This window comes from Streptomyces sp. HmicA12 (assembly GCF_000373565.1).
Taxonomy (GTDB): Bacteria; Actinomycetota; Actinomycetes; order Streptomycetales; family Streptomycetaceae; genus Streptomyces.
Genome location: NZ_KB891822.1, coordinates 1 through 23,982, shown reverse-complemented (window position 1 = coordinate 23,982; position 23,982 = coordinate 1). Strand labels below are relative to the sequence as shown.

Genomic DNA, 23,982 nt, shown 5'->3' with positions numbered 1-23,982 from the left:
TTCGGCAATGCTTGAAATTCTCACCTGCCCGACGCGACCGAGATCAGCTGTCGGCAAAGATGACTGAAAGGTGGTCCACCCCGCCAGTCACACACGTTTCATCCGCCTCTTCCATCTCACCCGCGGGGCATTCCTTCGGGGGTCAGCCGACGTGGGGCGGCCGCGGTTCACCCCCTTTCCCCTCCTCTTTTTCCGCTCCCGTGCGCTGGGCGGGTAAGTCCGGTGCCGTGTGCCCCCACTGCCGGTAGACCAGCTCGTCCGGGTGCCTGGCCAGGCGCACCTGACGCCAGGCGGAGTCGAAGGAAATGCCGCGCCTGCTGCGGTAGACGGCCCATGCCGCCCTCCAGCTGGTAATCGGGGACAGCAGCACACGCCATGAATTGGAACTCATAGAGATCAGCGTCATAGCCGACTGACGGGCTGGGCGGCTGTTTTGAAGTAAACGGCCGCACTGGCCAGGATCACGATCAGAACAAGACGTTCACGCTCTGGCTCACAAGGTTCTTTACCGCCATGCGCATCCCGTGGAAAAGGATCCCTGGATTCGGGCCAGGAGCGATAAATCGCGTGCTCGAAGGGCCGGTCTCTCGGCGCGGGTTGCCCGTCGCAAGAGCGCAATTCAGTCCGTCTGTCGACGCTGTCCCACTGATTCCTCCGAAGCTTCGGGCTCCCGAACGTCACGCCCGGGGCTGCCGGCCCGTCACCGCACTTGCGGGTCGCGGGCGCCCGCTCGGCTCCCGGCTGCGTGAGGGTGCCCGGCGGGTCCGCCGTGTTCTCTTGTATCCGCGTGAACGTCGTGCATCGCCAGCCGCTCTCCGTAGGCTGCCACCGGCACCGCGGCCACGTCGGCACCGAACGGCACAGCGATGGGATGCGATGCCGCACGATCCTCTTCGGGGGGCACCTTGGTCTCGGGACGAGCTGTCGACCCGGAGGACGCCCGGCAGCTGATGGTGCGCAACGGATACCTGCCGACGACCGTGTTCCAGAAGGCAACGGCGCCTTGGCCCTGCATCTGTGACCGCTGTAAGGGGCTCCGCGGCGAGCAGTGGAGCGACAGCTACACGGAAACCGTGCTGCTTGAGGATCCGGCCCGCGGTCGGCCCTGGTCTCTTCTGACGCCCGTGGCGCTGTGGACGGACGTGGCGATGCTGACCGAACGGCTCGGGTTCGACCTCGACGAGCAGCGAGCGACGGACAGGACGTGATCACTGCTCCGTGACGGTCATGTCCAGGGCTGTAGGTTCTCACTTTCGATGTCAGGCGCCGGCGCTATGGCCTGGACGTTCCCCTCCAGTCTCACGACGTGTCGGCAGGCGGCTGTCTCAGATCTATGTCATTTCCTCAGACTGCCCAGCCGGCTGCGCCGGACCTAATGAGCCTGCATCGGCGGCCGTCCGTTCCATCCACTTCCGCACCTTCACTGCTTGCTCGATGCGGTTGACGATGTCCTTCTTGGACGCCGTGTCCAAGGTCTCCGGGATCTTGTCGAAGGTGTCGGGAAGGACGTCGAGGAGACCCCAAATCTCCTCGCCAATGCTGACGGTCAGCAGTTGCTGGCACCTCCATTGCAGCGGCACCTCGGGACGATGCGTGAGCCGCTGCACGAGTGTCGGGAACAGGTAGTGCGTCGCTTCTGTGGCGAGGTGCTCTCGTAGCCAGTCGACCGGGAGCCGCTGGCTGAAGCCATGCATGGCGGCCTCCTGGGCCAGGTCCAGGAGCTGAGCGGTGTCGACGGCTCGGACGGTGCGGGGAAGGGCCGGGGGGCATGTCGCGATGATGCCAAGAAGCCAGTGCGGCGCCGAGAGGTCAGCTGGGCCGGGATGCGATCTGCTGACGGGCAGGGCCCCAGACGTCCTCGAACTCCTCGAAGGTGAGTTGTTCGGGGTCGTGGCCTTCCCATTCCGAGACGGGCAGCTCGGCGGTGATCCCGAATCTGCTGTCGTAGTCACCGAGGCGGCCTGCGTCGCGGGCCCGCTGCCACTCGGCGAGGGAAGCGGCTGCGATCGGGATCAGCTCTGGCCCTTCGAGTTCGACCTGCCGGATCACCCAGCCTTCGGCGTCGACCTCGAAGTAGAACCAGATGTCTTCCTCGTCCCAGTAGCAGCGCATCCATGTGGTCACCAGGCCATGATGCCGGGCCAGAGGCGCCGCCCTACTCCGCTCTGTCTCATGACTGGGCGATGAATCCTGCGGATCGGTCGAGCTGGAAAGGGAACCGACCCAGGTTGGATCCCAGCCTTGATCCCGTCTCGAATGCTGGCAACAACGTGAGCCGGACGAATGGGCTCCGCCTCGACGCCCGCCCAGTTGCTGGGATGGGCCTGACCGCTGGTGACGATCAAGGTCATGCCCGGCTGGCTGCTGCTGGCCGCTTCAACTGCGTAGGTCAGCGGTGTCCAGCAGAGGCCCTGCATGTAGGAGAGCTTCCCGCGGATCCGCCAGCGGTACTCGATCCCGTCAACGGTTATGCGCCGGGAACCCTTCTTGTTCAGCGCCATCTTCGCCTCCTCCGCTGCGGAACTCTGCTGTGTCGCCGCGGTCGCGAAAAGCAGGTTGCACGCGAACGTACCGAACGTTGTCGCCAACAAGCGCCTTTCGGGACTACGGATGGGCTGATCAGCCCATAATCGGAGTCAGTGCCGAGCGACCCGGCACATCGCACCCGCCCCGGGTGCACTCACCGCGATCGGAGAGCCTCGTGAAGAACAGCCCGTTGTGGCGAGTGGTTGACAACGAGAGTGGTAGCCAGTCCGTAGTCAGCACGCCCTCCGAGGCGGTCGCGTTCGTCAACAGCCGGTTCGACACCGATGACGACGAAGAGTCGTTCAGCATCACCGAGGTCGGTCCTCTCCTTCCGAAGCCGCTCGGGGTCATCACCGCATGGGCCGCCGAGAAGGACGGCGAGCGAACCGACGGGCGTACTGCCCCGATCACCATCAGGCCGGTTGTGACGGACAACGCCGGCGAGTGCGATGACGTGGTGCTCTGGCGCGATGTGTACGTCTCCTGGGACCACGACATGTACACCGTCGAGGGGCCGGACGGCTCCGAGTACAGCGAGGCTTACAGCGCTGCCGAGTTGAGCGCGATCCTCGACGAGTACGCCGACGACTACGAGTACGCGCCTGAAGGGCCTGAAGGGCCGGACAGCCACAGGTGGCCGAAACCGGAGGAGTTGATCCCCTACGGCGCCCAGGAGTGCGCCAAGCGGTTCGGGCACCTCGACGACGACGCCCTGCTGTGGCTCGCTGCCACCCGCATCACGCTCGCGGTGTGGCGCAACACACCCGTCGAGAACTGGCATGCCGGGAAGAGCCCGCTCCACGACGGCACAATGATGCGGATCAACACGGCAACCACCCGACTCGTGCGCTCGATGCTGTCGTTCGAACATGTCGACTGGATCAGTCTCGGTCTCGCGATCGTCGACCCGTCCCGGGTTCTACCGACCGGACAGTCTGTTCTCGAGCTCGGGCTGGCCTGCCATAACCCTGACGACCCGGCGCACAAGGCTGATCCGCGCGAAGAACTCGCGGAGATGGCACAGGACGCGATCGCTTGGGGGCGGGCGTACTGCCTTCGCGAGAAGACGTTCGGCCTGCGAACCCTGATCGAATTCTTCTGCGCGTCCGACAACGGCTGGTTCGGAACTCCGAGTTGGGGGCGCATCGTCGATCGGTTCCTTACGGCTGTCGACGACCGGGAGAATGCGCGCTGGAACGTGCACCGAGACAAGCCTTGGTTCGACGAATGGTTCACGAACCGCCCGGCCGACATCGCGGACACCACGGAACTCCGTCGGCTGCTCCATGCCGGGCCCGACCTGCTGTCCGAGGAGGCCGCCGAATGGTGCGTGGATGGTGGCATCGGTTTCGTCTGCGGGGACGACCACGCGAACGGCTGCTGGCGGTGCGGCATCCCGCTGGCAACGGAGTCCCCCAATGAGTGAACGTGGGCACCAGCGTAGAGAAGCAGCAACCCACTGACCGCGCTCTCTCTTGTCTACTGCGACCTGCGAGTCTCAGCATGGTGTCGGATCCGACTTCCATCCGACATCGACCGTGAGATTCCGACACGGAATTTGAGATCCCACAAGGGCTCAGGCGGCGAAGCCGATGTTCATGACGTACTCGTAGGCGCCGTAGTCGGAGCCGAGGTCGGCGGTGATGTCGTCGAACCAGGCCCTGTCCATGGCCCGGCCGTCGCCGGCCGCCCAGGCTTCGACCATCCGGTCCCAGTGGCGGACGTTGAGGGTGCGGAAGGAGACGTCACGCTGGAGGGGGCGGGCGACCTGGGACTGGTTGAGGGGGTGGAACTCGACGCGGGTGCCGCGGCCCTGGCGGTTGAGGCGCTGCACGAGGTAGCGGGCCACGTTGTGGCGGCGCACCCGTACGTACACGGTCTCCAGCTGCGCCAGGCTCTTCTTGGACGGGGTGGCTTTGCCGTCGGCCCAGCGTTTGAGGGTGCGGTCGGAGATGGTGAGGCCGGCCGCGCGGGCGGCGGCCTTCGCGTGCGGGGTGCGGGTGAGGTAGTGCAGGCGAGCCAGCATGCCGCGGCGCTGGGTGACGGGGGTGGCGATGAAGCCGGCGAGCGCGTCGAGCTGGCGGGCCGCCGCCTCGTGGCCCTTCATCCCCTGGGCGCCGAACTTGCCGAACTCCAGATTCCGCTCGGGCACTTACGCCCCCTCCCCCGCCTCGGGGGAGGCGTCCGCCGCGCCCGCCGTGTAGATGTCCTTGATTTTGACCTCGGTGACGCCGCGGCCCTCGTCAAAGACACGCCGCCAGTCGCCGATGACGTGGAGTTCGTCGGTGCCCATCGCGCGGACCACGGTGAGGCCTTCCTCGTGGGCCTTGAGGGTTTTCATCCAGAGGTTGGCGAAGGCCTGGCTGCGGATGAGGTGCATCCAGTCGGGACGGTTCAGTTCCCGGTTGTAGGTCGAGGTTCCCATGGTGGAGACGAACTTGGAGTACATGGCCTTCACGTACTCGAGGGTGACCTCGTCCTGCTGGGCGATGGCGGTGTCGCGGGCGTCCTTGAGGGCGATGCGGAACTTCTCCAGCAGTCCCTCAGTGGCGCCGGAGGTGTAGGACTCGTGGATCACTGGAGGGTCGCATAGGCCGTACTTGGGGCCGGACAGGCGCAGCAGGAGGCGCAGGGTGGGTTCGGTGACCCACAGGGGTCCGGGTTCGTCGCGCTGGCCGAGCGGGTTGGGCAGCACATCGCCGTGGGCCCATTCGGGTGGGGTGATGAGGTGGACGCCGGCCCTGCGGCGGTCGTGGCGGCCGTCGGCCGAATGTTCCAACTGCCCGATCGGTAGATGTGTCTTCAGGGCGGACAGGTAGGCGCCGTTGATGTCGAGGGCGGTGATCTCGTGGGTGCCGGGCGGCAGTTCGGCCCGGGTCCATCTGGGGCGGGCCTCCCAGATCTGGTCGGCGTCGTGCTTGGACTTCTTCTTGAGGATGTCCGGGAGCCAGGGGTGGGCGATGACGTCGTAGCGGCCGCCCTTGCGGGTTTCGTCCAGCAGGGCCATGGCGTCCGGGATCGCCGTCTTCACCAGTGCCGCGGTGGCCGTCTCGACGTCGCCGGCGTGGGTGGCCAGTGCCGCCTGGACGGAGGAGGCGATGAGGCCGGCCGGCTCGTCGGCGGACTGGAAAGCGCGCCGGGACGGCGCCGTGGGCCGCCCAAGAGGTGTGGGGCGGGACGTCGCCCGCGACGGCTGTGGCGTTTCCTCACGCGGCCGGGGCGTGGCAGGAATGGGCGCGGACGTCTTCTGGCAGTCGGCCGAGTCCAGGTGCTGCGGAAAGCCGGCCACTCTCTGGGCGGCCGGGTTCCCGCACAGCACACACGGCTCGGGCACAGCTAGGGTTTCGACATCGTCGGGGTCGGCGGCCTCGCCGGCTGCCGGGCCGGGCGAAGGGGCCAGACCGTCGGCGTCCGACTCCGGTAGCGACTGCGCCGGGGCCGCGGCCTGCGCTGCTTCTTCGAGTTTTCCGTGCAGCCCGTCCAGCAGGTAGGCGTAGCGTTGGCGCGACTCCCCTGCCGGGTCCCGGCCCGCCTCCCAGGCGGCCACCGTCGACGGGTTCACTCCCAGCGCCCGGGCGACCTGCGCCTTCGACAGTCGGGCCTGCTCGCGCAGTTCACGCCGGACCACAGGGGTGGGCAGCTCGGCCTCCGGGGTGACGGAGGCGAGCAGTGAGTCGATCTCGCCGAAGTTGTCGGAGCCGTTCACGACTCGCCCGTCTTCCGCTTGGCACGGCGCCGCTCCGCCAGCGCGGGGGTCACCGTCTCCTTGACCCGCTGCTCCCCCCAGCCCGTCAGCTGCGCGGCCCGTCCGATCCGTCCGTGCACCGGACGCCCTGTCACCGGGTCCCGCGCCAGGAACACGCGCAACGCCTCGGCAACCCGCTCTTCGGCAGCCCGCAACTCGGTCATCGCCGCGATCAGTTCACCCTCATCAGACACATTCCGAGTATGCACGATTTCAAGACCAACTACAAATCATTGACCATGTTCAATATCTAGATCCTCCCGCATTGACGCAGCATCCCTCATGTCTCTTCTTCTGTGTGCCGGGCCCCCTGAGGAGTCGAACCGGTCACCTCTCTGCGGGGCGCCGCCACTCCCCTCCGGCACCCGGCGCTGCCCGCTCCCACCGCAGGTACAGGGGTTCACGCGCTGATGCCCCAGGGCAGCCGCCGGTCATGGTGATGCCAGGCTGAACGGGCGGACGCCACTGGGCCCTTCAGCCGGCGACGGACCGCGAAGCGTTGCGTTCACAGCTGGCACGAAGCCGGTCGCAATCGTTCTTGTATGCGCGTTTGGGCAGGTCGACATCGCCAACATGCCTAGCGTGGCTACGGCCGAGCCGTGTCGTGGAAGGCGGTCCCATGAACGAATCTGTCGCTGACCTGCTGTCCATTCGCGCCAGATATGCGGCCGTGGTGAAGGGCGACTTGGAGCTCATCGCGAAAGAGCGTGAGCGGATCCGCACCGATATCGCCGCCTTGCAGGACCAGTTGCACCTCCTCGACGCCAGCCAGGCCTGGCTGGAGGGCCTGGAGAACAACATGCCGCCCACGCCGGGAGCGGGTACGGACCGTGTCCGGGAAGAGGATGCCGCCGAGGCGGTCTCCGGGGGTGGGGAAGCCGGGAAGGATCCGGCACCCTCGACGTCGGTATCCCCCATGAAGGCGTCCGGGGCGCCGACGTTGCGGGATCTGATCGTTGAGGAGTTGCGTGACCGAGGCCGGCCCTGTTCTGCGCAGGACGTGGCGACGGCGTTGGGCCGGGCGCATCCGGGCCGGCGGATCAAGGAGCCGGCGATGCGCAACGCTCTGGAGGCCATGGTGGGCCAGGGGCGGGTGCGGCGCATCAGGCGCGGGAGCCGGGTGTTTTATCAGGCGGACGGCGTCAACGCCGCCGCGAAGGCGTGATCCGTCCTGCGTGAGTTCGCACGGTGCCGGATCATGCTGCGGCTGCGGGCGCCGCGGGCGGAAGGAACACGGGTGGGAGCCTGGCGTCGAGGACTTCGAGGGCGGTGCGCTGGGGTGGTGTCATCTGCGCGATACCCCGCTGACGGCGAACCAGCCAGGCACCGAGGGCGACCTGGTCTCCGTCCAAGTCCTCGCGGTGGTCTGCGGGTACGTCGAGGTGTCCGTGGCGTAGGCGGTAGTGGCGGGCTGCGCGCAGACCGCGGTTGAAGGCCCGTGCGCGCAGGGTCGTGGGCCGGGTCAGCAGCATGCTGTGCGGGTGGGCGTCGGGGCAGGCGCGTACCAGAGTGTCCAGCAGGTGCCTTTGCTGCGGGTCGAGGAGGTCGTGCTGGGTGATCTGGCGGTCCAGCCAGGTGTCCCAGGCCGAGTCGTGGGTGTGGTCCGGGTGGTAGGTGCACCGCCAGGCGGTGGTCGTCAGGCGCCGCCGGATGTGGACATAGGTGTACTGCCAGCGCAGGCTCCAGGGCGGGTTCCAGAAGGGGTCCACGGCGTCGAGCGCGGCGATGCGGGCGGGGGCGAGTTCTCCGATGTCCGCGCGGCGGCGCATGGTCTCGAGCCAGGCGGCCGTGGCACGGTCGCCCGCGTGGGCGTGCTTGCCGAGGGCGAGGGTGCCGTGGCGGGCGGCGCTGGCGGTGGCGTGCTCCAGGTGGTGTTCGAAGCTTTCCGGGGGGTGGGGCCAGGAAATGCCCAGGAGGGTGAGGGCCGTGGTGCGGTCGGCAGACAGGGCGTCGGCGGCGTGGAGGGAACGCTGTTGGCCGATCCACTGCCCCAGGGCCAGTCCGTCGGGGGCGACGTATTCGCTGGGCACGTTCAGGTGGCCGTGCTGTTCGCGGAAGGCCTGGGCTGCCTGCCAGCCCAGGTCCCAGTAGGCGTTGTTGTGTGGGCGGTGGGTGCGCAGCCCCAGAGCGCGGTTGACGTCGGCGACACGGATGGGGCGGGCGGCGATGGGCTGTGGCCGGGCGCGCTGGCGCTTGCCGAACCGTTGGAAGATCTTGGAGTCGTAGACGGCCAGGCCGTTGAAGAATTTCCAGATCTCGGAGAACTGGGAGGACTTCATTGCATCCTTCGTGGTCTGTCCCGGGTGGGTGTAGACCGGCAGGAAAATCGAGGCGCATTTGTCCTGCCCTGCCGGCTTGCGCAGGCCGCGGCCGATGGTCTGGGCGATGCTGCTGGGGGTTCGGCGCGGGTCGGCGATGAAGATGCCGTCGGTGTTGGGGGCGTCGACCCCCTCACTCAGCACCCGGACGCTGGCCAGCACCGCGGCGTCGTGGGCGTCGGCGGCGCTGCCGGGGGCCAGCGCGGAGAAGTGCGCGAACTCACGGAAGTACAGCTGGCGTTCCCAGGCCGACTGGCGATGGTGCAAGGCACGTGACCAAGGATTACGGATGCCGGTGTGGTCGGCGAGGATCTCGGCCGTCTGCGGCAGCGTGTCGGCGAAGCCACGGGCTGCGGCAACACGCCCGTGGAACGTCAGCACCTGGAGCGCATCGTGCTCGGCCATGGCGGTCAGCAGGCCCGCCTGCATCACCGCAAGGCGCAGCCCGTCCAGATGCGGTGTGGGCAGTTCGTCCTGAAGGACCTCCAGCAGCTTCATGTCACGGATCTCGGGGACGATGAGCTGGTAGTCGGCGAGGATGCCGCGCTCGATAGCTTCGGCCAGGTCCAGCTTGTAGACCGTGGGCCCGTACACGGTGGGGTCGTCCATCGAGGCGAGGCGTTCGAGGCGCGATCGGGCCTTCGTGCGCTTGCTGTCCGTGGAGCGCCAGTTGCGCGGGGTCGCGGTCATGTAGAGGCGGTGGGCGACCGGGATGGCGCGGTCGTCGTGGATGAGGCCCCATTGCTTGTCCCAGTCCCCGCTGGTGCGGTGGGCCTCGTCCGCGAGCGCGAAGTCCCACCGTGGCAGTCCGTGGGCGCGGTGGGCCTCGGCCAGGGTGGGCAGCGACGCGTAGGTGGCAAAGACGGCGGTGCGCCCTCCCTGGCCCACGCGCCGGACGAGCGCGCGCGGGTCACCGGTGATGCACAGGTAGCCGCGCAGGTGGCGGTCGTGGACACCCTGCAGCGAGCACACGCCGATGAGTTGGTCGAATCCGCCGTCGGTGAGCCAGCGGGCCGCGGTCTGGAGCAGCAGTTCCAGGGTGGGCACCAGGACGAGGACCGGTCGGTCGGCGGGGAAGTGCTCTGCGATGCGCTTGCCGATCAGGGTCTTTCCGGTGCCGCAGGCGGCGACGATGGTCGCGGCCGCCAGCCGTCGGGACAGCAGGGCGTGCACGCCGGCCGCGACGGCTTCCTCCTGGTGCGGGCGCAGTTGAGCACGGCCGGTCATGAGATGCGGTGGCCCCCTCTCGGCCGGGCCACTGCCGACAGGCCGGGCTGTCAGGTCTGCTATCGGGAGCGTGCCAGGCGGCGGTGCCGTGTGAGGGGCATCGACCGGCAACGTTCCTCTTTTGGCCTGCTCCCCGGCACGGCCGACACGCTTTTGTGCCGGTCGGCTTCCGGTTGGGATCACTTTCCCGGTGCGCGGTGCCGGCCGGAGGCGGGCGGAGTTGGATGGCAACGGTAGGTGAGGTGCTCCGTGGGGAGGACGTCGTGGCGGAACGGGATCCGTGGCTGGGCCGGCGCCCGCTGCATCTGCGGCTGCGGTTCTTGCAGGGTGAGTCGACGGGGTCGTACGTGACCCGGCTGGCCGCCCGCAACCTGTGGCCGGTGGAAGAGTTGCTGGTGCGCGTGGGCGTCGGTCCGATGCCGGTGGAGCCGCAGTACACCGAGATGTACGTGAGCCGGTATGCGCGCGAGCGGCTGGCCAACCTCTCCGGCTGCAGCGTGGCCGAGCTGTCCCTGCGACTGGTCAGTGTCCGCGACGAGTTCCTCATGCCCGACGGCTCGTCGGAGGACTGGGAGTGGCCGTGGGACGCGCGCGCCGGCTACATAGTGCAGGCCTGTTCGCTGTGTGCGGCGAGCCGTGGCACCCGTTCCCCTGCCTGGCTGATCCTGCCGGATCCGTGGCATGTGTGTCTGCGCCATGGGCGCTGGACGGACAACTCCCGCAGTGATCAGCGCCCTTACATCGATCTGCGCGACCACCCGGGCGTGGTCCGCGCCCAGCAGCGCCTAAACCGTGTCCGCAAGCGTCTGGGGCAGTCCGCTGCCCGGTGGATCGAGGCGGACGCCCTGTCGGTGCTGACGTACGTCGAATATCTGGAGGACCCCTCATGCGCAAGGGATCCGGAATGGGCCCTGCTCGCGGCGCGGGTGGGCGAGCAGCGTGCACGCCCGGTGGCGCAGTTCGGCATGCTGTCCCGGCTAGCGCGGGACATGGCGTGGATGGAGGAGCGCCGCCGCGCCGGCAGGCTCAGCGCGGCGGACAGCCGGGACTGGCTACTCCGGGTCGCGCGCCAGCGCGGCTCGGCGTTCCGACGGCCGCTGGAGCACTGGATCAGCGGCCATCGTCCGCTGCGGCACGCCCGGCAAGCCTCGGGCTCCGGCGCAGGGAGCCCGGGCGAGATGGAGGTCGCCGGGCAGGAGGCTGCACCTCTGGCCTCGCTGCAGGACCTCACGTGTCTGCCGTGGGTGCGGATGCCGAACGAAATGGACCGGCTGTTTCTGTGACGGCCGTGCGACGTGCCGTCCGGGGCGGCGAGGGGGTTGCCGTGGCCAGCGCAAGTCCGGCTGCCCACTTTCGGGTGAACAGCGGTGGTGGGGCTCAGCGGCGGCAGCGCTGCCGTGACGCTGAAAGGGCCTCGGGTCCGCCGCCTCGGGCACCGGGAGGCATGTGATGGAGGTTCATGTCCGTCACCGCGACGAACTGGGGCGGGAGCGCCTCGTGTCGCCGCGTGCCCTGTACGGGGCGCCGGTCGAGGTGTGGCCGGTGCTGCACGAGCAGCGCCCCTACAAGGGGCGCAGATCGAAGGTGCGGCAGTACTGGTCGTCGACCACGAAGAGGAGTTTCGTGTGCCGGTCGCTGGAGCACCGGGACGCGGCCATGGTTCTCGACCGGGATCCCGGTATCGCCTATCTGTCGGCGTCGTCGCTGCAGTTGGAGTGGAGCGACGGGGAGCGCACCGGGGTGGTGGATCCGGCCTTCTTGGCCCGCACCGTGGGCGGGCAACGGCGCCTGTACCTGTACGCCTGGGGCGGGCGGGAGCCCGATGAGCAGGGGACGGCCGTGGCAAGGACGGCTGGGCAGGAGGCCGGCTGGCAGGTCCGAAGGGCCCGGGTTCCGGGAGGCCTGCTGCGCCGCAACCTGTCCCTGGTCTCGCACTTCCGCCACGACGAGAACGCGGACGAGGAGGCCAAGCCGGTACTGCTGCAGGCCTTCGCCCGGCCGCGCCCCCTGTGCGAGGGTGCCGACTGTCTCGCACTCCCCCGGTCTTTGTGCTGGTATCTGCTGTGGACGGGCGAGTTGGCCACCAACTGGGACCTTCCTTTGATCCCCACCAGCCTTGTGTGGGCGGCCTGGGAGAGCACATGAGTGCCCCGTCGGCGTCGGAGGCGGAGGAACCGGACGGGTCGGCAGACGTACTGCTGCCGGGGATGGCGGTGCGGTGGGAGGCCGGGCGCTATCTGATCGGTGCCGTGCAGGGCTCCACGGTGCACCTGGTGGCCCTGGACGAGCACGGCCTGGACGCGCAGGTGCTGGTCTCCGTGCTGGTCGCCGCCAGCGACTTCGCCGTACTGGATGCGGACGGGACGCCGTGGGAGCCGGAAGTGCTGCCGGACCTGTCGGTGCTGGACCGTCTGGACGAGCACCAGCGGGAGACGGTGCAGAGCTGGAAGGAGCACGTTCAGGAGGTGCTGACCGGACGCCCCGTGCGCGTACGGGACGGCCGGGTCACCCCGCGGCCCGGCTACGACCCGGCGACGACCACCCGCAGCGCCCGCTATGCGCTCAAGGCCAGCGAGCTGGCGGCGGCCGGGTTGACGGGCTCGGTCGCCACCGTGCAGCGCAAGTGCCTGGCCTACGAGAAGGAGGGCCTCCTCGGACTGATCGACCAGCGCTGGCTGCGCACCAGCTCGCCCCACGGCCGCTGCGACAAGCGGCTCGTGGACCTCGTCTTGCAGGAGCGGACACCGGGCGGCGAGTCGGCGGGAACGCTCTCCCGGCTGCGCAGGCGGGTGCGGATCGCCCTGCGCCGCGCCCACCCGGACGAGTTCGACGAGCTGTGGCCCGCCCGGTCGACCTTCTACGACCTGCTGCAGCGGCTGGGGATCTCCGTGGCGTCGGAAGAGAGGGCCGTCCGGCGGGACGGGCCGGACGAGGAGCCCGCCGACGGCCCCTTCCACCCGCCCGTGGTGTCGCTGCTGGGCGAGCGCGTGCAGATCGACTCCACCGGACTGGACGTGATCGCCCGCGGCGACGACGGACGGCCAGTGCAGGTGGAGTTGACCTACGGAGTCGACAATCTCAGCCGCTGCCTGCCCGCCGGGATGATCGTGCCGAAACAGTCGGGGCGCAAAAAGGGGAAGGGCAGCAAGCGTCGGGGCGGGCGCGGGACCAAGGCGCTGGACGCCTCCTTGCTGCTGGCCCAGATGATGGCGCCGTTGCCGGCGCGTCCCGGTTGGGCCCCGCTGGCGCTGGCGGAGAACTCCGACCTGCCCTTCACCGAGATGCTCGCGCAGGACCCGCGGATGACGGGTGCTGCGGCCCGGCCGGTGATCCGCCCGAAGACCGTGGTCGTCGACAACGCCAAGATCTTCAAGGCCGGGCACTTCAAGGATGCCTGCGAGACGCTGGGTATCGAGGTGGAGCCGGCCCGGGAACGTACCGCCGTCGACAAGCAGATCATCGAGCGGACCAACGCCTCGATCAAGAGCGGCTTCTCCCAGTTCGTCGCCGGTTACACCGGCAACAGTCTGGGCCGGCGCGGCAAGAACGTCGAGCACGAACCCCTGCTGTCCTTGAACAGGTTGCAGGATCTGTGGCACGAGTGGGTCGTCACCGAATGGCAGAACACGGAGCACGAGGGGCTGCGGTCCCCCATCTACCCAGCCATGGTGCTGACACCGAATCAGATGTACGCGGCGGCCGTGGCGACCGAGGGAGTGCCCCGGCCGGCCTCCCCCAAGGAGAACCGCAAACTGCTGCTGCGCACGCAGCGGATCGTCACCCGCGACGGCATCAAGATCGACAACCGGACCTATGTCAGCTCCCGGATCAGGGACTTCAGGCACCGCCACACCGGCATCAAGGGACAGGGCCAGCGCTGGCGGATCTACTACAACCCCTATGTCCCGCAACGGGTGTGGCTCTACGACCACACCGTCGAAGGGGACCCGGCACGTGATCCCTGGGTGCCGTTCGACTTCAAGTACCAGCACCTGATCCACGACGACTGGACCCAGTACCTGTGGGAGCAGGCCGCACTCCTCGTCAGCGAGGAGGAAGACCGGGAGGGCACCGAGGAGGCCATCGCCCGCGCGGTGGACAAAATGCTGGACCGCGCGCGCCGCGGCTCCGGATCCGGCTCCTCCCCCTCCCCCGCCCCGGCGGCCGCCTTCGTCCCGCAGACGCTGGAGATCACCGAGGCGGCCGTCAACCCGTACGCCGGGATCACGCCGGCCGCCCCGGGCAGCGTGCGGCCCGCGCCGCTGCTCAACGTCGCGGCCAAGGACCTCTTCCCCGGCCAGCGTGCGCCCGGGCCGACAGAGGACTGCGCGGACGCGGACGGCGAGTCGGCGCCGCAGCAGGAGCCCACCGCTTCCCCGGGCCGCAGGCGGCGTTCCCCCGCCGCACGGCCCCACGGTCTGGACGGCGCGCCCGGCGACATCTTCCGCGGCATGCGGGCCGAGCGGGCCCGGCCGCCATCCGAGTCCCGTGACAGCGGCGATGCACCGCCGGTACCCAACCAGCAGGAGACATGATGGACAAGCTGGAGATCGCGCAGCGTGCGGGCGCAACGGACTCGACACACCAGTTTCTGCACTACGAGCCCGAACTCCTCACGGAGCGCGACGGGTTCAACGCCTTCGTGCGCCGCGAGCGCAAGAAGCCGGCGCTGGCGGACTGCGCTCCCTTGGGCACGGAAGTCACCGACACCGATCCGCGCATGATCTACCACGGGGAGATGATTCCCGTCATGACCCCCGACGTGGCGCAGGGGATCAAGGACGCGCGGCGCACGTTGCGCACCAACCGGTTCCGGCCCCTCGGCAAGCGCATGAGCATGATCATCGACGGGTGCGCCGGAAAGAGCGTCCTGCTTCTCCAGATCGGCCGCGCCTACCAGGGGCTCCTCGAGACCGAGCGGAGGCCGGACAGCGTCTGGACGCCGGTCGTCCACATCAACGTCCCGCCCCGCTGCGAGAGCAACCTGGACTGGTCCCTGCCGTTCGCGGACTTCTTCGGCATGGACCACACCCTCAACATCGAGAAGCGGAACTACCGCAGCACCGACATGACCGAACCCGTCGTGCACCACATGCAAGAGAGCAGAACCTCACTCATCCTGATCGACGGCGTCGACCGCATCCACGACAGCGAACTGAGCACCGCATTCGACTACTTCGACTCCCTCCAGGCCCGGCTCCGCGTGTCGATCATCTACTGCGGGCGCGATGCCACCGACATCGTCAACGAGGGCCTGCGCCGACACGGCCGCAGCGGACGCCCCCACACCTCCGAGCAGTTCCGCAGCAACCTGCCCGTCATGACGATCAAACCGATCCCCTTCCGGAAAGGGCTGGAGGAGGGCTGGCGCAGCGTACTCAAGGCCTACGACAAGAACTTCGCGCTGTACAACCACGTACCCGAATCCCTGCTGGACTTCGAACAGTTGCTCCACGAGCGCACCGGCGGCTACATGGACACCCTCGACCAGCTGCTCTGCCAGACGGCCCAGCAGGCCATCGAGGACGGCACCGAGGCCATCACCGAGGAAGGCCTCAACGACATGATCGTGGGCCGCCAGGACTCCGAGGACGACTGGACGTAGTGCCCCCGATCTGTCCGGCGCCGCGGCGACAGCACGACTGCCGTCGGGGGCTTGCCTTGCGGCACGCGGGAAGTTCATGGCGGCCCGCGAGCTGGTGTGGCGCTCAGCGGGGGCGGCCGGTTGCCTCATTCTCCGGATGGGGTTTGAGGAGCTCCAGTGCTGCGGGAGCGATGCCGCCGTCGTGTGCTGCCCAGGCGGCGCCGGTCCACTGCCCGTCGCGCTTGGCGAGGATCAATGCGACGACGCTGGTGAAGCCCAGCTCGGGGTCGCTGAGGAGCTGTTGGTAGGTGGTGGCGTCCCTGGCGCTCGGGGCCACACGACCGGTGGGATGTGTGTGCCATTCGCCGATCCAGACGCTGCTGTCGGCGGCGAAGGCCTGGTCGGCGAGCATCTGTGCGTGCGCCCGGTCGCGCAGGAAGTAGGTCGGGGTGCGCACCGCTGCGGGGCCGGGGGTGCCGGCGTGGTGGATGGTGGCGACGTCCGCGCTGTGGTGCCCGAGCAGGATGCCTCCGGTTTCGGTGGTGTGGTCGGCCGTGCGTAGTTCGGTGGTGATGGTGTGGGCGGCCGCTGGGGTGAGGCGGACGGTGGTGACGGCTTGTGGGTTCATGGTGTCTCGCAGGTGGGGCAGCCGTTTCGGGGCGGGCTGGCGGGGAGCCAGCGCAGTTCGGTGGTGCGGGCGAGGTCGAAGGGCGGGGCCCAGTCGGGTTGGCGGCGCAGGGCTATGAGGGCGTGCTCGCCTGGCAGGCGCTGGTCGGGGTGTCCGGCGCGTTCGAGGATGCTCGCCACGGCGGTCTTGGCCGCGAGGTGGGCGACGAGGTGGAGGTCGGGGCCGACGGCGGTCATGGGGCGGTGTGGGGTTCCGGTGCCGTAGCCGGCGTCCAGGGCGGGTTCGGGGTCGATGCCGCCGGATTCGATGAGGTGCTGGCGGCGGCAGGTGAGGCAGCCGTGGCCGGGGCGTGGGCGCAGCCGCATGATTTCACCGAGCGCTCCGTCGTTGAGGACGCAGGCGAGTACGGCGGTCAGGCCCGCGCGGCGGGCCAGGTGGCCGGTGACGCGGCGGGCGGCGACGCCGTCGGCCGTGCACACGGCGAGGTCGGTGTCGGTCAGGTGTGCCCGGATGCGGTCGGCGTCGGTGATGACGTCCAGCGCCAGCGGTGTGGTGGCGGTGTCGGGGCGCAGCGCGGCGAGTTCCTCGGCCAGGGCGTCGACCTTGAGGCGACCGATGTGCTGGCGGGCGCTGGTGTGGCGGACGAGGTTGTGCCAGTCGAGGCGGTCGGGGTCGACGAGGGTGAGGTGCCCTATGCCGTAGCCGGCGAGTGCGTGCGCGGTGGCGGAGCCGATGCTGCCAGTACCGATCAGCATGACCCGTGTCTGCTGCAGGTGTTGGGTGGGCCAGTGGTTGTCGAGCTGGTGGATGCCGGTGGTGGCGGGTTCGACGGACACCGGGACGGGGACGGCTTGCGTTGGTGTGAGGTACCAGGCCAGGAGGTCGGGCAGGTTGTGCTCGGGAAAGGCGTCCTTCATTCCGGGCGCGTGTGTCAGGGCCAGGTAGCCGTCCGCCCCGGGCGTCCTGAGTCCGTCGTCCGCCAGGTCCTTGAAGGTGTCGAGTGTGGTGGCGGCGTTGTTCCGTCTACTCAGTTCGATTCCTACCGCGTGCAGTTCGGTGGAGGCCCGGTACCAGTAGCCGGTGGAGGTGGAGTCGCAGCCGCCCAGCAGTCGGGAGCGAACGTCCGGGTCCACGGTGATGATGCTGTCCATGCGCTGCGAGATGCCGCTGACGACGGCTCGGCCTCCGGGACGGTCGATGCGCAGGGCCAGCCGGCCCCAGGGGCCTGCGCCGCGGAGGGCCTGCGCGGCGCCGCGCGGGACGAGGATCATCATGGGCGCTCCTCTGAGCCGGTCGGCGGCGCGGGGTGGCGGCGGCTGCCATCGGGCGCCGGGGGCCCGGCCAGGAGATGGTCGAGGCGGTCGTCGCTGACGATGCCATTGGCGGTCATCTCATCGATCATGTTGTGCTTCATCAGCGCGTACTCGATACGCCAGCCGGCCGCTTTGAGGAGGAGGTCGACGGCGGACTCCCGTCCTGTCCAGGCCGCGGCCTCGCGCAGCAAGCACAGGCTGGCGTCGCCGTTGACGTGCCAGCGGTGCTGAGTCCACTCAAACGGTTGGGGCCTGGGGTCCAGCGGGATGATCCGGGGCGCCACCATGGGGTATGCCTGGTGGCACTCCATGCGCAGCAGGAGCCCTTCGCCGCTGGTCCAGTCCGTCAGGTGTGCGGGCTCGGGCCGGTCGAAGGGCCAGCGGGGCAGGCGACCTTCCCAGGTGCCGGCCTCGTCCTGCTTCCAGGCCAGGTCCGGGAAGCGGGTGGTGATTTCCTCTTGGTCGCGGTGCAGTCGGCGTGGCTCGCACTCCCACCAGGCGATGGGAGTGCGGGCGTTGAGCTGGTGGTCGGTGGTCATCCCTGGGGGGCGTCCTTGATCGGGCGCGGGGTGAGGAGTGCCGGGGCGGTGATCGCCCCGGCGGCCTTGCCCGGTGTGGCGGGTGCGGGGAAGCCGTCGCCGAAGATCTTCTGCCACAGGCGCAGGGCACCGTCCGTGTCGCCTGCAGCGGCCGCGGCGCAGGCCTGGTCGGCGAGGTCGGCGGCCTCCGTGAACGCCGCGGCCAGTCCTTCACGGTCCAGGTCCGGCTGGATCTCGCCGCACAGGTCGGCCGGGTCCCACACGCCGTCGTGGACCCGGTCCGCGGCGGCGGTGAAGAACGTCTTCAGGGCCGTGGCGCGGTTGCCGGAGTCCGGCATGCAGTGCAGGGCGAGGACCTCCATGACGAGGGACTTGATGCGGCCCTCGACGCGCACTGTGTGCCGCCACTGCTTGAGGATCCTGACCAGCGGACGGAAGTGCGGCCAGGCGCGCTGGCGTTCGGCCACCTGATCGATGAGGTACTCGGGGTTGGCCGGCACCCAGCGGGTGCTGAGTTTCTCCGGGATGAGCAGCGTGCCGTCCGCCTGGCGCAGCGCGGCCATGACGTCGACGGTGAAGGCCTCCGGGTCGTCGGGGTCGTCGAGGAAGCACTTGACGGCGTGGTTGCGCAGCAGGGTGTGCCGCACCACGTTGTCGTGGGTGCCGCTGGACTGGCTCAGCAGCCGGTTGACCTGGGTACGGATGTGTTCGAGGGCGTCTTCGGCGCTCGGGCCGAACTGGCCCCACCCGGGGTGGGCGTCGCCGTCGTAGACGATCACGATGTCGACGTCGTGGATGGGCTTGAGCTGGGTGCTGCGGCTGAGGGATCCGGATCCGAAGGTCTCCAGCACGTCGGGTTCGCTCAGCAGCGCGGTCTTGAACAGGTCCCGACGCTCGCGGGCCAGCTTGGTTTTGTCGAGGTCCTCGTTGACGGTCTTCTGGAAGTCGTCGAATGCGTCGTCGATGCCCATGCGGTGTGCCTCCTGGGGCTCGTCGTTCAGCCCTGGGTGCACGCTGTGCCGCGGGCTCCCGGAGCGGGTGCGGCGGTTGGCGGCATCTCTGGCTGCTCGACGTCAACGGTAAAACCCGCCACTGACAATTCCCCTGCTCCGCCGGGGTAGTTGATCACCGCGGCGCGGTCCGCGAGCGGCAGGGCAGCGCATTCGCGCAGGTGACGCGCCGGTTCAGCGGGGCGTACGCGGGCCGGGGCGTCGGGCGCGCGGCCTGCCGCGGTGCCGGGGTGGCGTGGCCCCGGTTCCTGGCGCAGGATCGTCGCGATCGGAGTCCGGGGCCGAAGGGGTGGGGCGGATGCGGTGGCTGGGGCAGTTGAGACGGTTGGTGTTCTCGCGGGAGGGCGGCGGCACGCTGTTGATGGCGGCCTGCACGGCCGTCGCGCTCGGGGTCGTGCCGAACATCCTGGAGCAGTGGACGCGTCGGCCGTGGGTGTTCGCCGTGGTCTTCGCCGCGGCCCTGCTCCTGGTCCTGGTGGGGTGGGTGCTGCAGCGTCCGCGCGGGCTCGGCGTGGTGGTCAGCCTGTATCCGGCGGACCGGACGCAGGCGTCCCGCGTTCTGGCGCTGAAGAGCGCGTCGCGCCGGGCGCACGGCGCGACGCTGGTCGTCGACCGCGCGCTCCTGTGGCCCGGCGAGATCACGGTGCAGGGCCGTCCGGAGACCGTTGACTTCGTCGCCCGGCTCGTCGACGCGCAGATCGAGGAACTGCGGGCGGCCGGGACCGCGGAGCCGGAGGTCGCGCTCTATGTCCTCGCGCACCTGCAGGACGCCTTCCTTCTCGGCCGGCGCCTGGCCGACGACGTCCAGACGTCGCTGGTCGTGATGCATCTGTCCCAGGCGGCCGGGCGGTCGGTGGTCCCTGGGCTCGTGCTGGGCAGCGCGCTGCGCGAGCCGCTCGGCGCGCAGCAGTTCGCCCGGGTCCGCCGGCTGCTGCCGGCCGACCGCGCGGAGGGCCCCGCGCCCGTGGAGATTCCCGAGGCGCCCGGGCAGCAGCGTCACCGGATCGCGGTCATCGTGCGGCTGGCATCGGCCGCCTCCATGGTCGACGACGCCCGCCACGTGGCGGAGACCGGACAGGTCTCCTACGGTCCGGGGCACCACACCGGCTACCGTCTGCCCGATGCGGGCGCCGCCGGCGGGCCGGGCCCGTGCGGCGCCTACCTCATCGTCGACACCAGCGACGCCTACCTGCCCGACGAGCCGGGCCTCAACGCCGCGGTGACCACCTACATCTGGGAGCGGTGGCAGGCCGCACGGCGGCAGTGGGCGCAGCACCTGGGCGGCACGACCGCGGTGGAGGGGCTGCTGTTCTTCCACGGCCCGCTGCCGGTCGCCCTCGCGCTGGGCTGGCTGGCGGCCCGCGACCGCCTCACGCTGGTCCACCATGATCTGCGCCTGGCGCAGGGTGCGCCGCCCCCTGCCACGGCCGGGCCCTGACGGCGGCACAATGCGGGGCATGCCCCCTGACGACACGGCCGACCTCGCGCGCTACCGCGCCAAGTACGAGCAGCGCCTGCCCGCCCGGCTCGAGGAGCTGACCGGGCCGCGCGACGGGGCCGTCGAACTGCCCCTGCACGTCGCCTGGTCCGGGCTGCGGACATTCCGTCTCGACCAGCCCCGTCAGCGCATGGGCCTGTACCGCACGGTGCTCGCCGAGGGACTGCACGACGACCTGTGCGCCTATCTCGACCACGAACTGCTGCGCGCGCAGTGGCCCATCCTGCGCACCCTGGTCTCCCCCACCGTCCGCGAGGTGTGGGAGAGCCACTTCCCGCAACTGCACCCGACGGCCTCGGGAGCACCGCCCCACCGCGACAGCAAGCCGGGGGCGTGCGACGGACGCTGAGACCGGGCCCGCGCCGGCCCTGCTCACGCGTTGACGAAGAAGGCCTTCTCGTAGGCCTGCTCCGCGTTGACGTCCTCGTACACGATGGTGGGGCGCAACCGGTTCCAGCGGTGGCCCAGCAGCAGGGCCATCCCCTTGGGGCCGGCCTGGAACAGATGGATCTGAGGGTGCGGGCGGCAGGCGCGGCGGACGCAGTCCCTGATGCCGACGGCCAGGGCGTTGGCCGTGGCCGCGTCCGGGATGGCGTTGTCCTTCGGCCCGGCGGGCGGGCGCAGCACCAGCAGTCTGGAGACGGGCAGTTGCTGCTCGCGCAGGAATTGCAGCACGTCCCGTGTCGGGTCGGTGGCGATCGCGACGGCCACGGCGAGGTCGGGGCCGAGATCAAGGTGATGCTCGTCGACGGCCGGCTCCAGCGGGCTGTCGTACTCCTCACCGGACGACCACAGCTGTTCCCGTTGGGCCACGGCGATGTCTGTGCCGGTAACCATCCGGAAGGCGGCGCCGACCAGGAACGTGGGGGCCAGGCGGAGACTGCCGGTGAGGGCCACGGCGGCGAAGCCCGGCCCCATCCGGGACGGTGCAGCTTCCAGGTCCGCCTGCAGCTGCTCCCAGGTCGCCGGGGCGAGCGGGCGGCGCTTGGTGTACTGCGAGGCGGTCTCGAAGCGGTCCACCCAGTCCACCGCGTAGTCGGCGTCCTGCGCCATCGGGTCGGGCTTCAAGGTGGCCACGGACAGCACCGTCCGTGACGAGCCCGCGGCGAGCCGCATCACCCCGATCGCCTCGCGGATGTCCGCCAGAGACAACCGGCGTCGGCCGTCGGCGACCTGGCGGGCGACCCAGTCCGCTCCGGCGTGCATGGACTCCTCGTCGAACCGCAGCCCCGCGGCGAACATCATCATCTGTAGGTGCTCATGGAGATGCTGGACGTCCCGCGCTAGGTCGAAGCGCAGCACCTTCAGCAGCTCCAGCAGCCGCTCTTCGCTCAGGCCGGATCCTTCGGCCCAGCGCGTGCGCGCCTTCCCTGCGTTGGAGCGCGGGCCCTGCCGGGCCGCCTTCGGCAGGAGGAGCTGGGTGCGGGAATCGCGAAGGGAGATCAAGGGGTCGCCCGCGTCCGGAGACCGGTTGCTGAGCAGTACGAGTTCGACCGGGGTCCCGTCCTGGATCAGCTGCTCCCAAGACCGGGCCAGTTTCCGCAGGATCGACGGCCCGCCCTGGTCGCTGGACTTGAGCAGGTATTCCTCGTTGACGGGCGTGCTGCTGTCCGCCGCGTACTTGACCTGCGTGTAGGTGTGCGGAGGCTGTTTGCGGTACAGGACGACATCGTCGACGTTGCCCACGCCGTCGACCTCGACGCCGACCGCCACAACCGGATTGGCCACGTGGAGGGCCGCGTCCCGTACTGCTGCGGCGCACCCCTGCCAGGCGATCAACCACTGGTAACGGTCTCCCGCGATACGGACACCAGTCGAGCTCGGAGCAGGCAGGTCAGGCACCGGACTTGATCTCCTTCACGATCGGCCCGCCGCACAGCGGACCACTACTCCCCCAGTAGACCACCGCACACGTCCGCCGCTGTCCCTGGGCAATCAAGCGCCCCAGCGCCTCTACGGGCAGGCAACGTGGAGGAGCCTGGTGGCCGTCTGCGGCGCATCTGGACGGGGCTCCGGCTGGATCATTCGTTGATCTTGCCGAAGGGTACGTGCACGCTGGGCGTGCTGCCCGAAGTGCCGGCCAGGTGCCCAACCTGATCGTCGAAGAAGATGTGCGGCTTGAGAACGCTCACGATCGCGCCCTTCTCTATACCGCCGAGAAAGAAGGCGTCGTTGACCATCAGGCCCCACTTTTTGAGGCTAAGGACCGCGCGTTCATGCGCTGGCGCATTGCGGGCCGTCACGAGGGAGACGTGGACCCGGATCTTGTAGGTCTCGTCCCTGGCGAGTTGTTCCCGCTCGCGGTGCTGGATGCGATTGACGCTGGCGAGGAAGCCTCGGAGTGGTCCGGAGTCATGAGGAGTGGCGGCGTTCACCATCTCGTGCGAGCGGAACCCTTCAATGCCGTCCGACTGGTAGATCTGCTCGGAGGAATCGTCAGCCAGAACACCATCAAAGTCGAAGGCGATGCGCAGATCGCGGTCGTCGGTGTCATCGGCTACGGCGGGCCCCAGAACGCGGCCAGCGGGCAGCCCCTGAGCCACCGCTTCGCGGACGTCGTCCTCATTCGCCGAGAGGAACAGCGACATGTTCAAGGCCGGCATGAAGTGGTAGGGAGAGCGCCCCTGCATGAAGATCGCTCTGCTGATCTCCAACTTGTGCGCAGCGATCGACCTCATGACCCGCAGGCCGGTATCGGGGTCGTTACGGGACAGCACTATGACTTCCACCAGCGGATCGTTCGCCGGGTTCAGGTCGTTGAGGGAGAGCAGCCGCCGGATAAACGAGAAGGCCACACCCTTCTCAAGGGTGTTATCCAGGTTGGCTTCCTGGTAAGCGCGATAAGCATCTTCGCCCTCCCTGCGGAAGACATCGTCTGCCTCGGCGAGGTCGAACAGTGCGCTGGATGCGATCCCGATGACGAGTCGGTTCGCGAGTTCGTACGGCGGCATGGCCCTACTCCTCTCCCCCTCATTCAAACGTCTGTGCCAATTATCCCATGACCCGCTCGTGCCACTTCCGCACCTTGGCTCCCCCGCCGAACCACTGACAGGCAGGGTCGTCGGACCTTTCCTTGACGACCAGAGCCGGCCTCGCCGCGGGGTCTCTCCGGAAGCGGTAGAACTTCCGCCGAGCCTGCACGAGGGCTGCCGCGTACGTCGCCCTGCGGGCGCCGGCGCCAGCTCTGACCGGCGAATCCCCCTTCGCTTCCACACCGCAGGAACGGAGTCCTAGGCTCCGCCACTAACGGCGCCGTCATTGTCAGTGGGGCTCTCTACACTGCCCTCCAGCCCACCCGGTGTGGGTCGTAGTTTCGTTCGACTCAAGAGAGACAACGTGGCGAAGATCGATCCCATCGCACGGGCGGCGGCAATGTCTGCGCGTGGACTGATACTCCAGGCGCCCTACCCCGGCGCGGACAAACCCTGGCCGGCCATCTGCGAGACATGCATGCAGCCCACAAGATCCAGCTACACCAGCGTCATTACCAAAGGGCAAGGCCCCTGCTTCACCTGCGGGCAACGCAAGAGCTCCGCTGCGGCGGCCCGCAAGCGTTCCGTGCCGGCTGAGGTCGCGGAGGACAAGATCCGCGAG

General features: G+C 69.2%; 22 protein-coding genes and 1 pseudogene. 10 read left to right on the top strand and 13 right to left on the bottom strand.

All coding sequences use genetic code 11. The features are described 5' to 3' along the window. The first annotated feature begins 950 nt into the window (after nucleotides 1-950). The gene (locus tag B072_RS0129405; RefSeq protein WP_018533547.1) at nucleotides 951-1,208 is read left to right on the top strand and encodes a hypothetical protein; all 258 of its coding nucleotides are present in this window, start codon (nucleotides 951-953) and stop codon (nucleotides 1,206-1,208) included. Between the two features lie 123 nt (nucleotides 1,209-1,331). Here B072_RS0129405 and B072_RS44295 read toward each other — a convergent pair whose 3' ends face one another. The 3 genes from B072_RS44295 to B072_RS44290 form a co-directional block, all read right to left on the bottom strand. Next, nucleotides 1,332-1,694: a hypothetical protein gene (locus B072_RS44295; RefSeq protein WP_018533546.1), complete on the bottom strand. Its 363-nt coding sequence runs from the start codon at nucleotides 1,692-1,694 to the stop codon at nucleotides 1,332-1,334. A gap of 115 nt (nucleotides 1,695-1,809) precedes the next feature. Next, on the bottom strand, nucleotides 1,810-2,112 hold the full coding sequence (locus B072_RS0129395) for a hypothetical protein (RefSeq protein WP_043244952.1): 303 nt from the start codon (nucleotides 2,110-2,112) through the stop codon (nucleotides 1,810-1,812). 8 nt (nucleotides 2,113-2,120) lie between these two features. Then, nucleotides 2,121-2,501 (bottom strand): hypothetical protein, encoded by a 381-nt coding sequence (locus B072_RS44290; RefSeq protein ID WP_234018945.1) that lies wholly within the window; start codon nucleotides 2,499-2,501, stop codon nucleotides 2,121-2,123. A 200-nt stretch (nucleotides 2,502-2,701) separates the two neighbouring features. Between B072_RS44290 and B072_RS0129385 the strand changes: the two genes are divergently transcribed. After that, nucleotides 2,702-3,952, top strand: coding sequence for a hypothetical protein (locus B072_RS0129385; RefSeq protein ID WP_234018944.1), 1,251 nt, complete (start codon nucleotides 2,702-2,704; stop codon nucleotides 3,950-3,952). A gap of 150 nt (nucleotides 3,953-4,102) precedes the next feature. Here B072_RS0129385 and B072_RS0129380 read toward each other — a convergent pair whose 3' ends face one another. The 3 genes from B072_RS0129380 to B072_RS0129370 are packed head-to-tail and all read right to left on the bottom strand — an operon-like array spanning nucleotide 4,103 to nucleotide 6,465. Further along, nucleotides 4,103-4,678, bottom strand: coding sequence for a hypothetical protein (locus B072_RS0129380; protein WP_018533543.1), 576 nt, complete (start codon nucleotides 4,676-4,678; stop codon nucleotides 4,103-4,105). Then, nucleotides 4,679-6,232, bottom strand: a complete 1,554-nt coding sequence (locus B072_RS0129375; protein WP_018533542.1) for a helix-turn-helix domain-containing protein — start codon at nucleotides 6,230-6,232, stop codon at nucleotides 4,679-4,681. After that, nucleotides 6,229-6,465, bottom strand: a complete 237-nt coding sequence (locus tag B072_RS0129370) for a hypothetical protein (RefSeq protein ID WP_234018943.1) — start codon at nucleotides 6,463-6,465, stop codon at nucleotides 6,229-6,231. Before B072_RS0129370 ends, B072_RS0129375 begins: the two co-directional genes overlap by 4 nt. 425 nt (nucleotides 6,466-6,890) lie before the next feature. Between B072_RS0129370 and B072_RS0129365 the strand changes: the two genes are divergently transcribed. Further along, nucleotides 6,891-7,436, top strand: a complete 546-nt coding sequence (locus B072_RS0129365; RefSeq protein WP_018533540.1) for a hypothetical protein — start codon at nucleotides 6,891-6,893, stop codon at nucleotides 7,434-7,436. Nucleotides 7,437-7,467: 31 nt separating this feature from the next. Here the strand turns inward: B072_RS0129365 and B072_RS0129360 are convergent, their stop codons facing one another. Then, on the bottom strand, nucleotides 7,468-9,816 hold the full coding sequence (locus B072_RS0129360) for a DEAD/DEAH box helicase (RefSeq protein ID WP_018533539.1): 2,349 nt from the start codon (nucleotides 9,814-9,816) through the stop codon (nucleotides 7,468-7,470). Nucleotides 9,817-10,079: 263 nt separating this feature from the next. On the opposite strand from B072_RS0129360, the gene B072_RS0129355 reads away from it, so the two are divergent. From B072_RS0129355 to B072_RS0129340, 4 genes are all read left to right on the top strand, one after another. Next, complete coding sequence (locus tag B072_RS0129355; RefSeq protein ID WP_234018942.1) at nucleotides 10,080-11,099, top strand: TniQ family protein; 1,020 nt, start codon at nucleotides 10,080-10,082, stop codon at nucleotides 11,097-11,099. A gap of 166 nt (nucleotides 11,100-11,265) precedes the next feature. Next, nucleotides 11,266-11,961 carry a hypothetical protein gene (locus tag B072_RS0129350; protein WP_018533537.1) on the top strand — a complete coding sequence of 232 codons (696 nt, stop codon included), beginning with the start codon at nucleotides 11,266-11,268 and terminating at the stop codon, nucleotides 11,959-11,961. Beyond that, nucleotides 11,958-14,351: a Mu transposase C-terminal domain-containing protein gene (locus B072_RS0129345; RefSeq protein WP_018533536.1), complete on the top strand. Its 2,394-nt coding sequence runs from the start codon at nucleotides 11,958-11,960 to the stop codon at nucleotides 14,349-14,351. Before B072_RS0129350 ends, B072_RS0129345 begins: the two co-directional genes overlap by 4 nt. Next, nucleotides 14,348-15,421, top strand: a complete 1,074-nt coding sequence (locus B072_RS0129340; protein WP_199791109.1) for an ATP/GTP-binding protein — start codon at nucleotides 14,348-14,350, stop codon at nucleotides 15,419-15,421. The genes B072_RS0129345 and B072_RS0129340 overlap by 4 nt, the downstream gene beginning before the upstream one ends. A gap of 103 nt (nucleotides 15,422-15,524) precedes the next feature. On the opposite strand, the gene B072_RS0129335 is transcribed toward B072_RS0129340, so the two are convergent. Genes B072_RS0129335 through B072_RS0129320 form a run of 4 tightly spaced genes read right to left on the bottom strand, consistent with a single transcriptional unit; the run spans nucleotide 15,525 to nucleotide 18,851 of the window. Further along, entirely contained in the window at nucleotides 15,525-16,028 is a 504-nt protein-coding gene (locus B072_RS0129335) for a Mov34/MPN/PAD-1 family protein (protein ID WP_018533534.1), read from the bottom strand. Next, on the bottom strand, nucleotides 16,025-17,302 hold the full coding sequence (locus B072_RS0129330; protein ID WP_026246428.1) for a HesA/MoeB/ThiF family protein: 1,278 nt from the start codon (nucleotides 17,300-17,302) through the stop codon (nucleotides 16,025-16,027). The genes B072_RS0129335 and B072_RS0129330 overlap by 4 nt, the downstream gene beginning before the upstream one ends. Continuing rightward, a complete protein-coding gene (locus B072_RS0129325; protein ID WP_018533532.1) occupies nucleotides 17,299-17,880 on the bottom strand; it encodes a hypothetical protein in 582 nt (193 codons plus the stop codon). The genes B072_RS0129330 and B072_RS0129325 overlap by 4 nt, the downstream gene beginning before the upstream one ends. After that, nucleotides 17,877-18,851, bottom strand: a complete 975-nt coding sequence (locus B072_RS0129320; RefSeq protein ID WP_018533531.1) for a hypothetical protein — start codon at nucleotides 18,849-18,851, stop codon at nucleotides 17,877-17,879. Before B072_RS0129320 ends, B072_RS0129325 begins: the two co-directional genes overlap by 4 nt. Nucleotides 18,852-19,188: 337 nt before the next feature. Here B072_RS0129320 and B072_RS0129315 point away from each other — a divergent pair, with 337 nt between their 5' ends. Next, nucleotides 19,189-20,328 carry a hypothetical protein gene (locus B072_RS0129315; protein WP_158689258.1) on the top strand — a complete coding sequence of 380 codons (1,140 nt, stop codon included), beginning with the start codon at nucleotides 19,189-19,191 and terminating at the stop codon, nucleotides 20,326-20,328. Between the two features lie 10 nt (nucleotides 20,329-20,338). Beyond that, the gene (locus B072_RS0129310; protein WP_018533529.1) at nucleotides 20,339-20,737 is read left to right on the top strand and encodes a hypothetical protein; all 399 of its coding nucleotides are present in this window, start codon (nucleotides 20,339-20,341) and stop codon (nucleotides 20,735-20,737) included. Nucleotides 20,738-20,760: 23 nt separating this feature from the next. On the opposite strand, the gene B072_RS0129305 is transcribed toward B072_RS0129310, so the two are convergent. Together B072_RS0129305 and B072_RS0129300 are read right to left on the bottom strand one after the other, a co-directional pair. Beyond that, entirely contained in the window at nucleotides 20,761-22,230 is a 1,470-nt protein-coding gene (locus B072_RS0129305) for an SAVED domain-containing protein (protein WP_026246427.1), read from the bottom strand. A 179-nt stretch (nucleotides 22,231-22,409) separates the two neighbouring features. Further along, nucleotides 22,410-23,339 (bottom strand): 5'-nucleotidase, encoded by a 930-nt coding sequence (locus tag B072_RS0129300; protein ID WP_018533527.1) that lies wholly within the window; start codon nucleotides 23,337-23,339, stop codon nucleotides 22,410-22,412. Between the two features lie 385 nt (nucleotides 23,340-23,724). Here B072_RS0129300 and B072_RS49395 point away from each other — a divergent pair. After that, nucleotides 23,725-23,982, top strand: a pseudogene (locus tag B072_RS49395) (hypothetical protein); the annotation flags it as partial.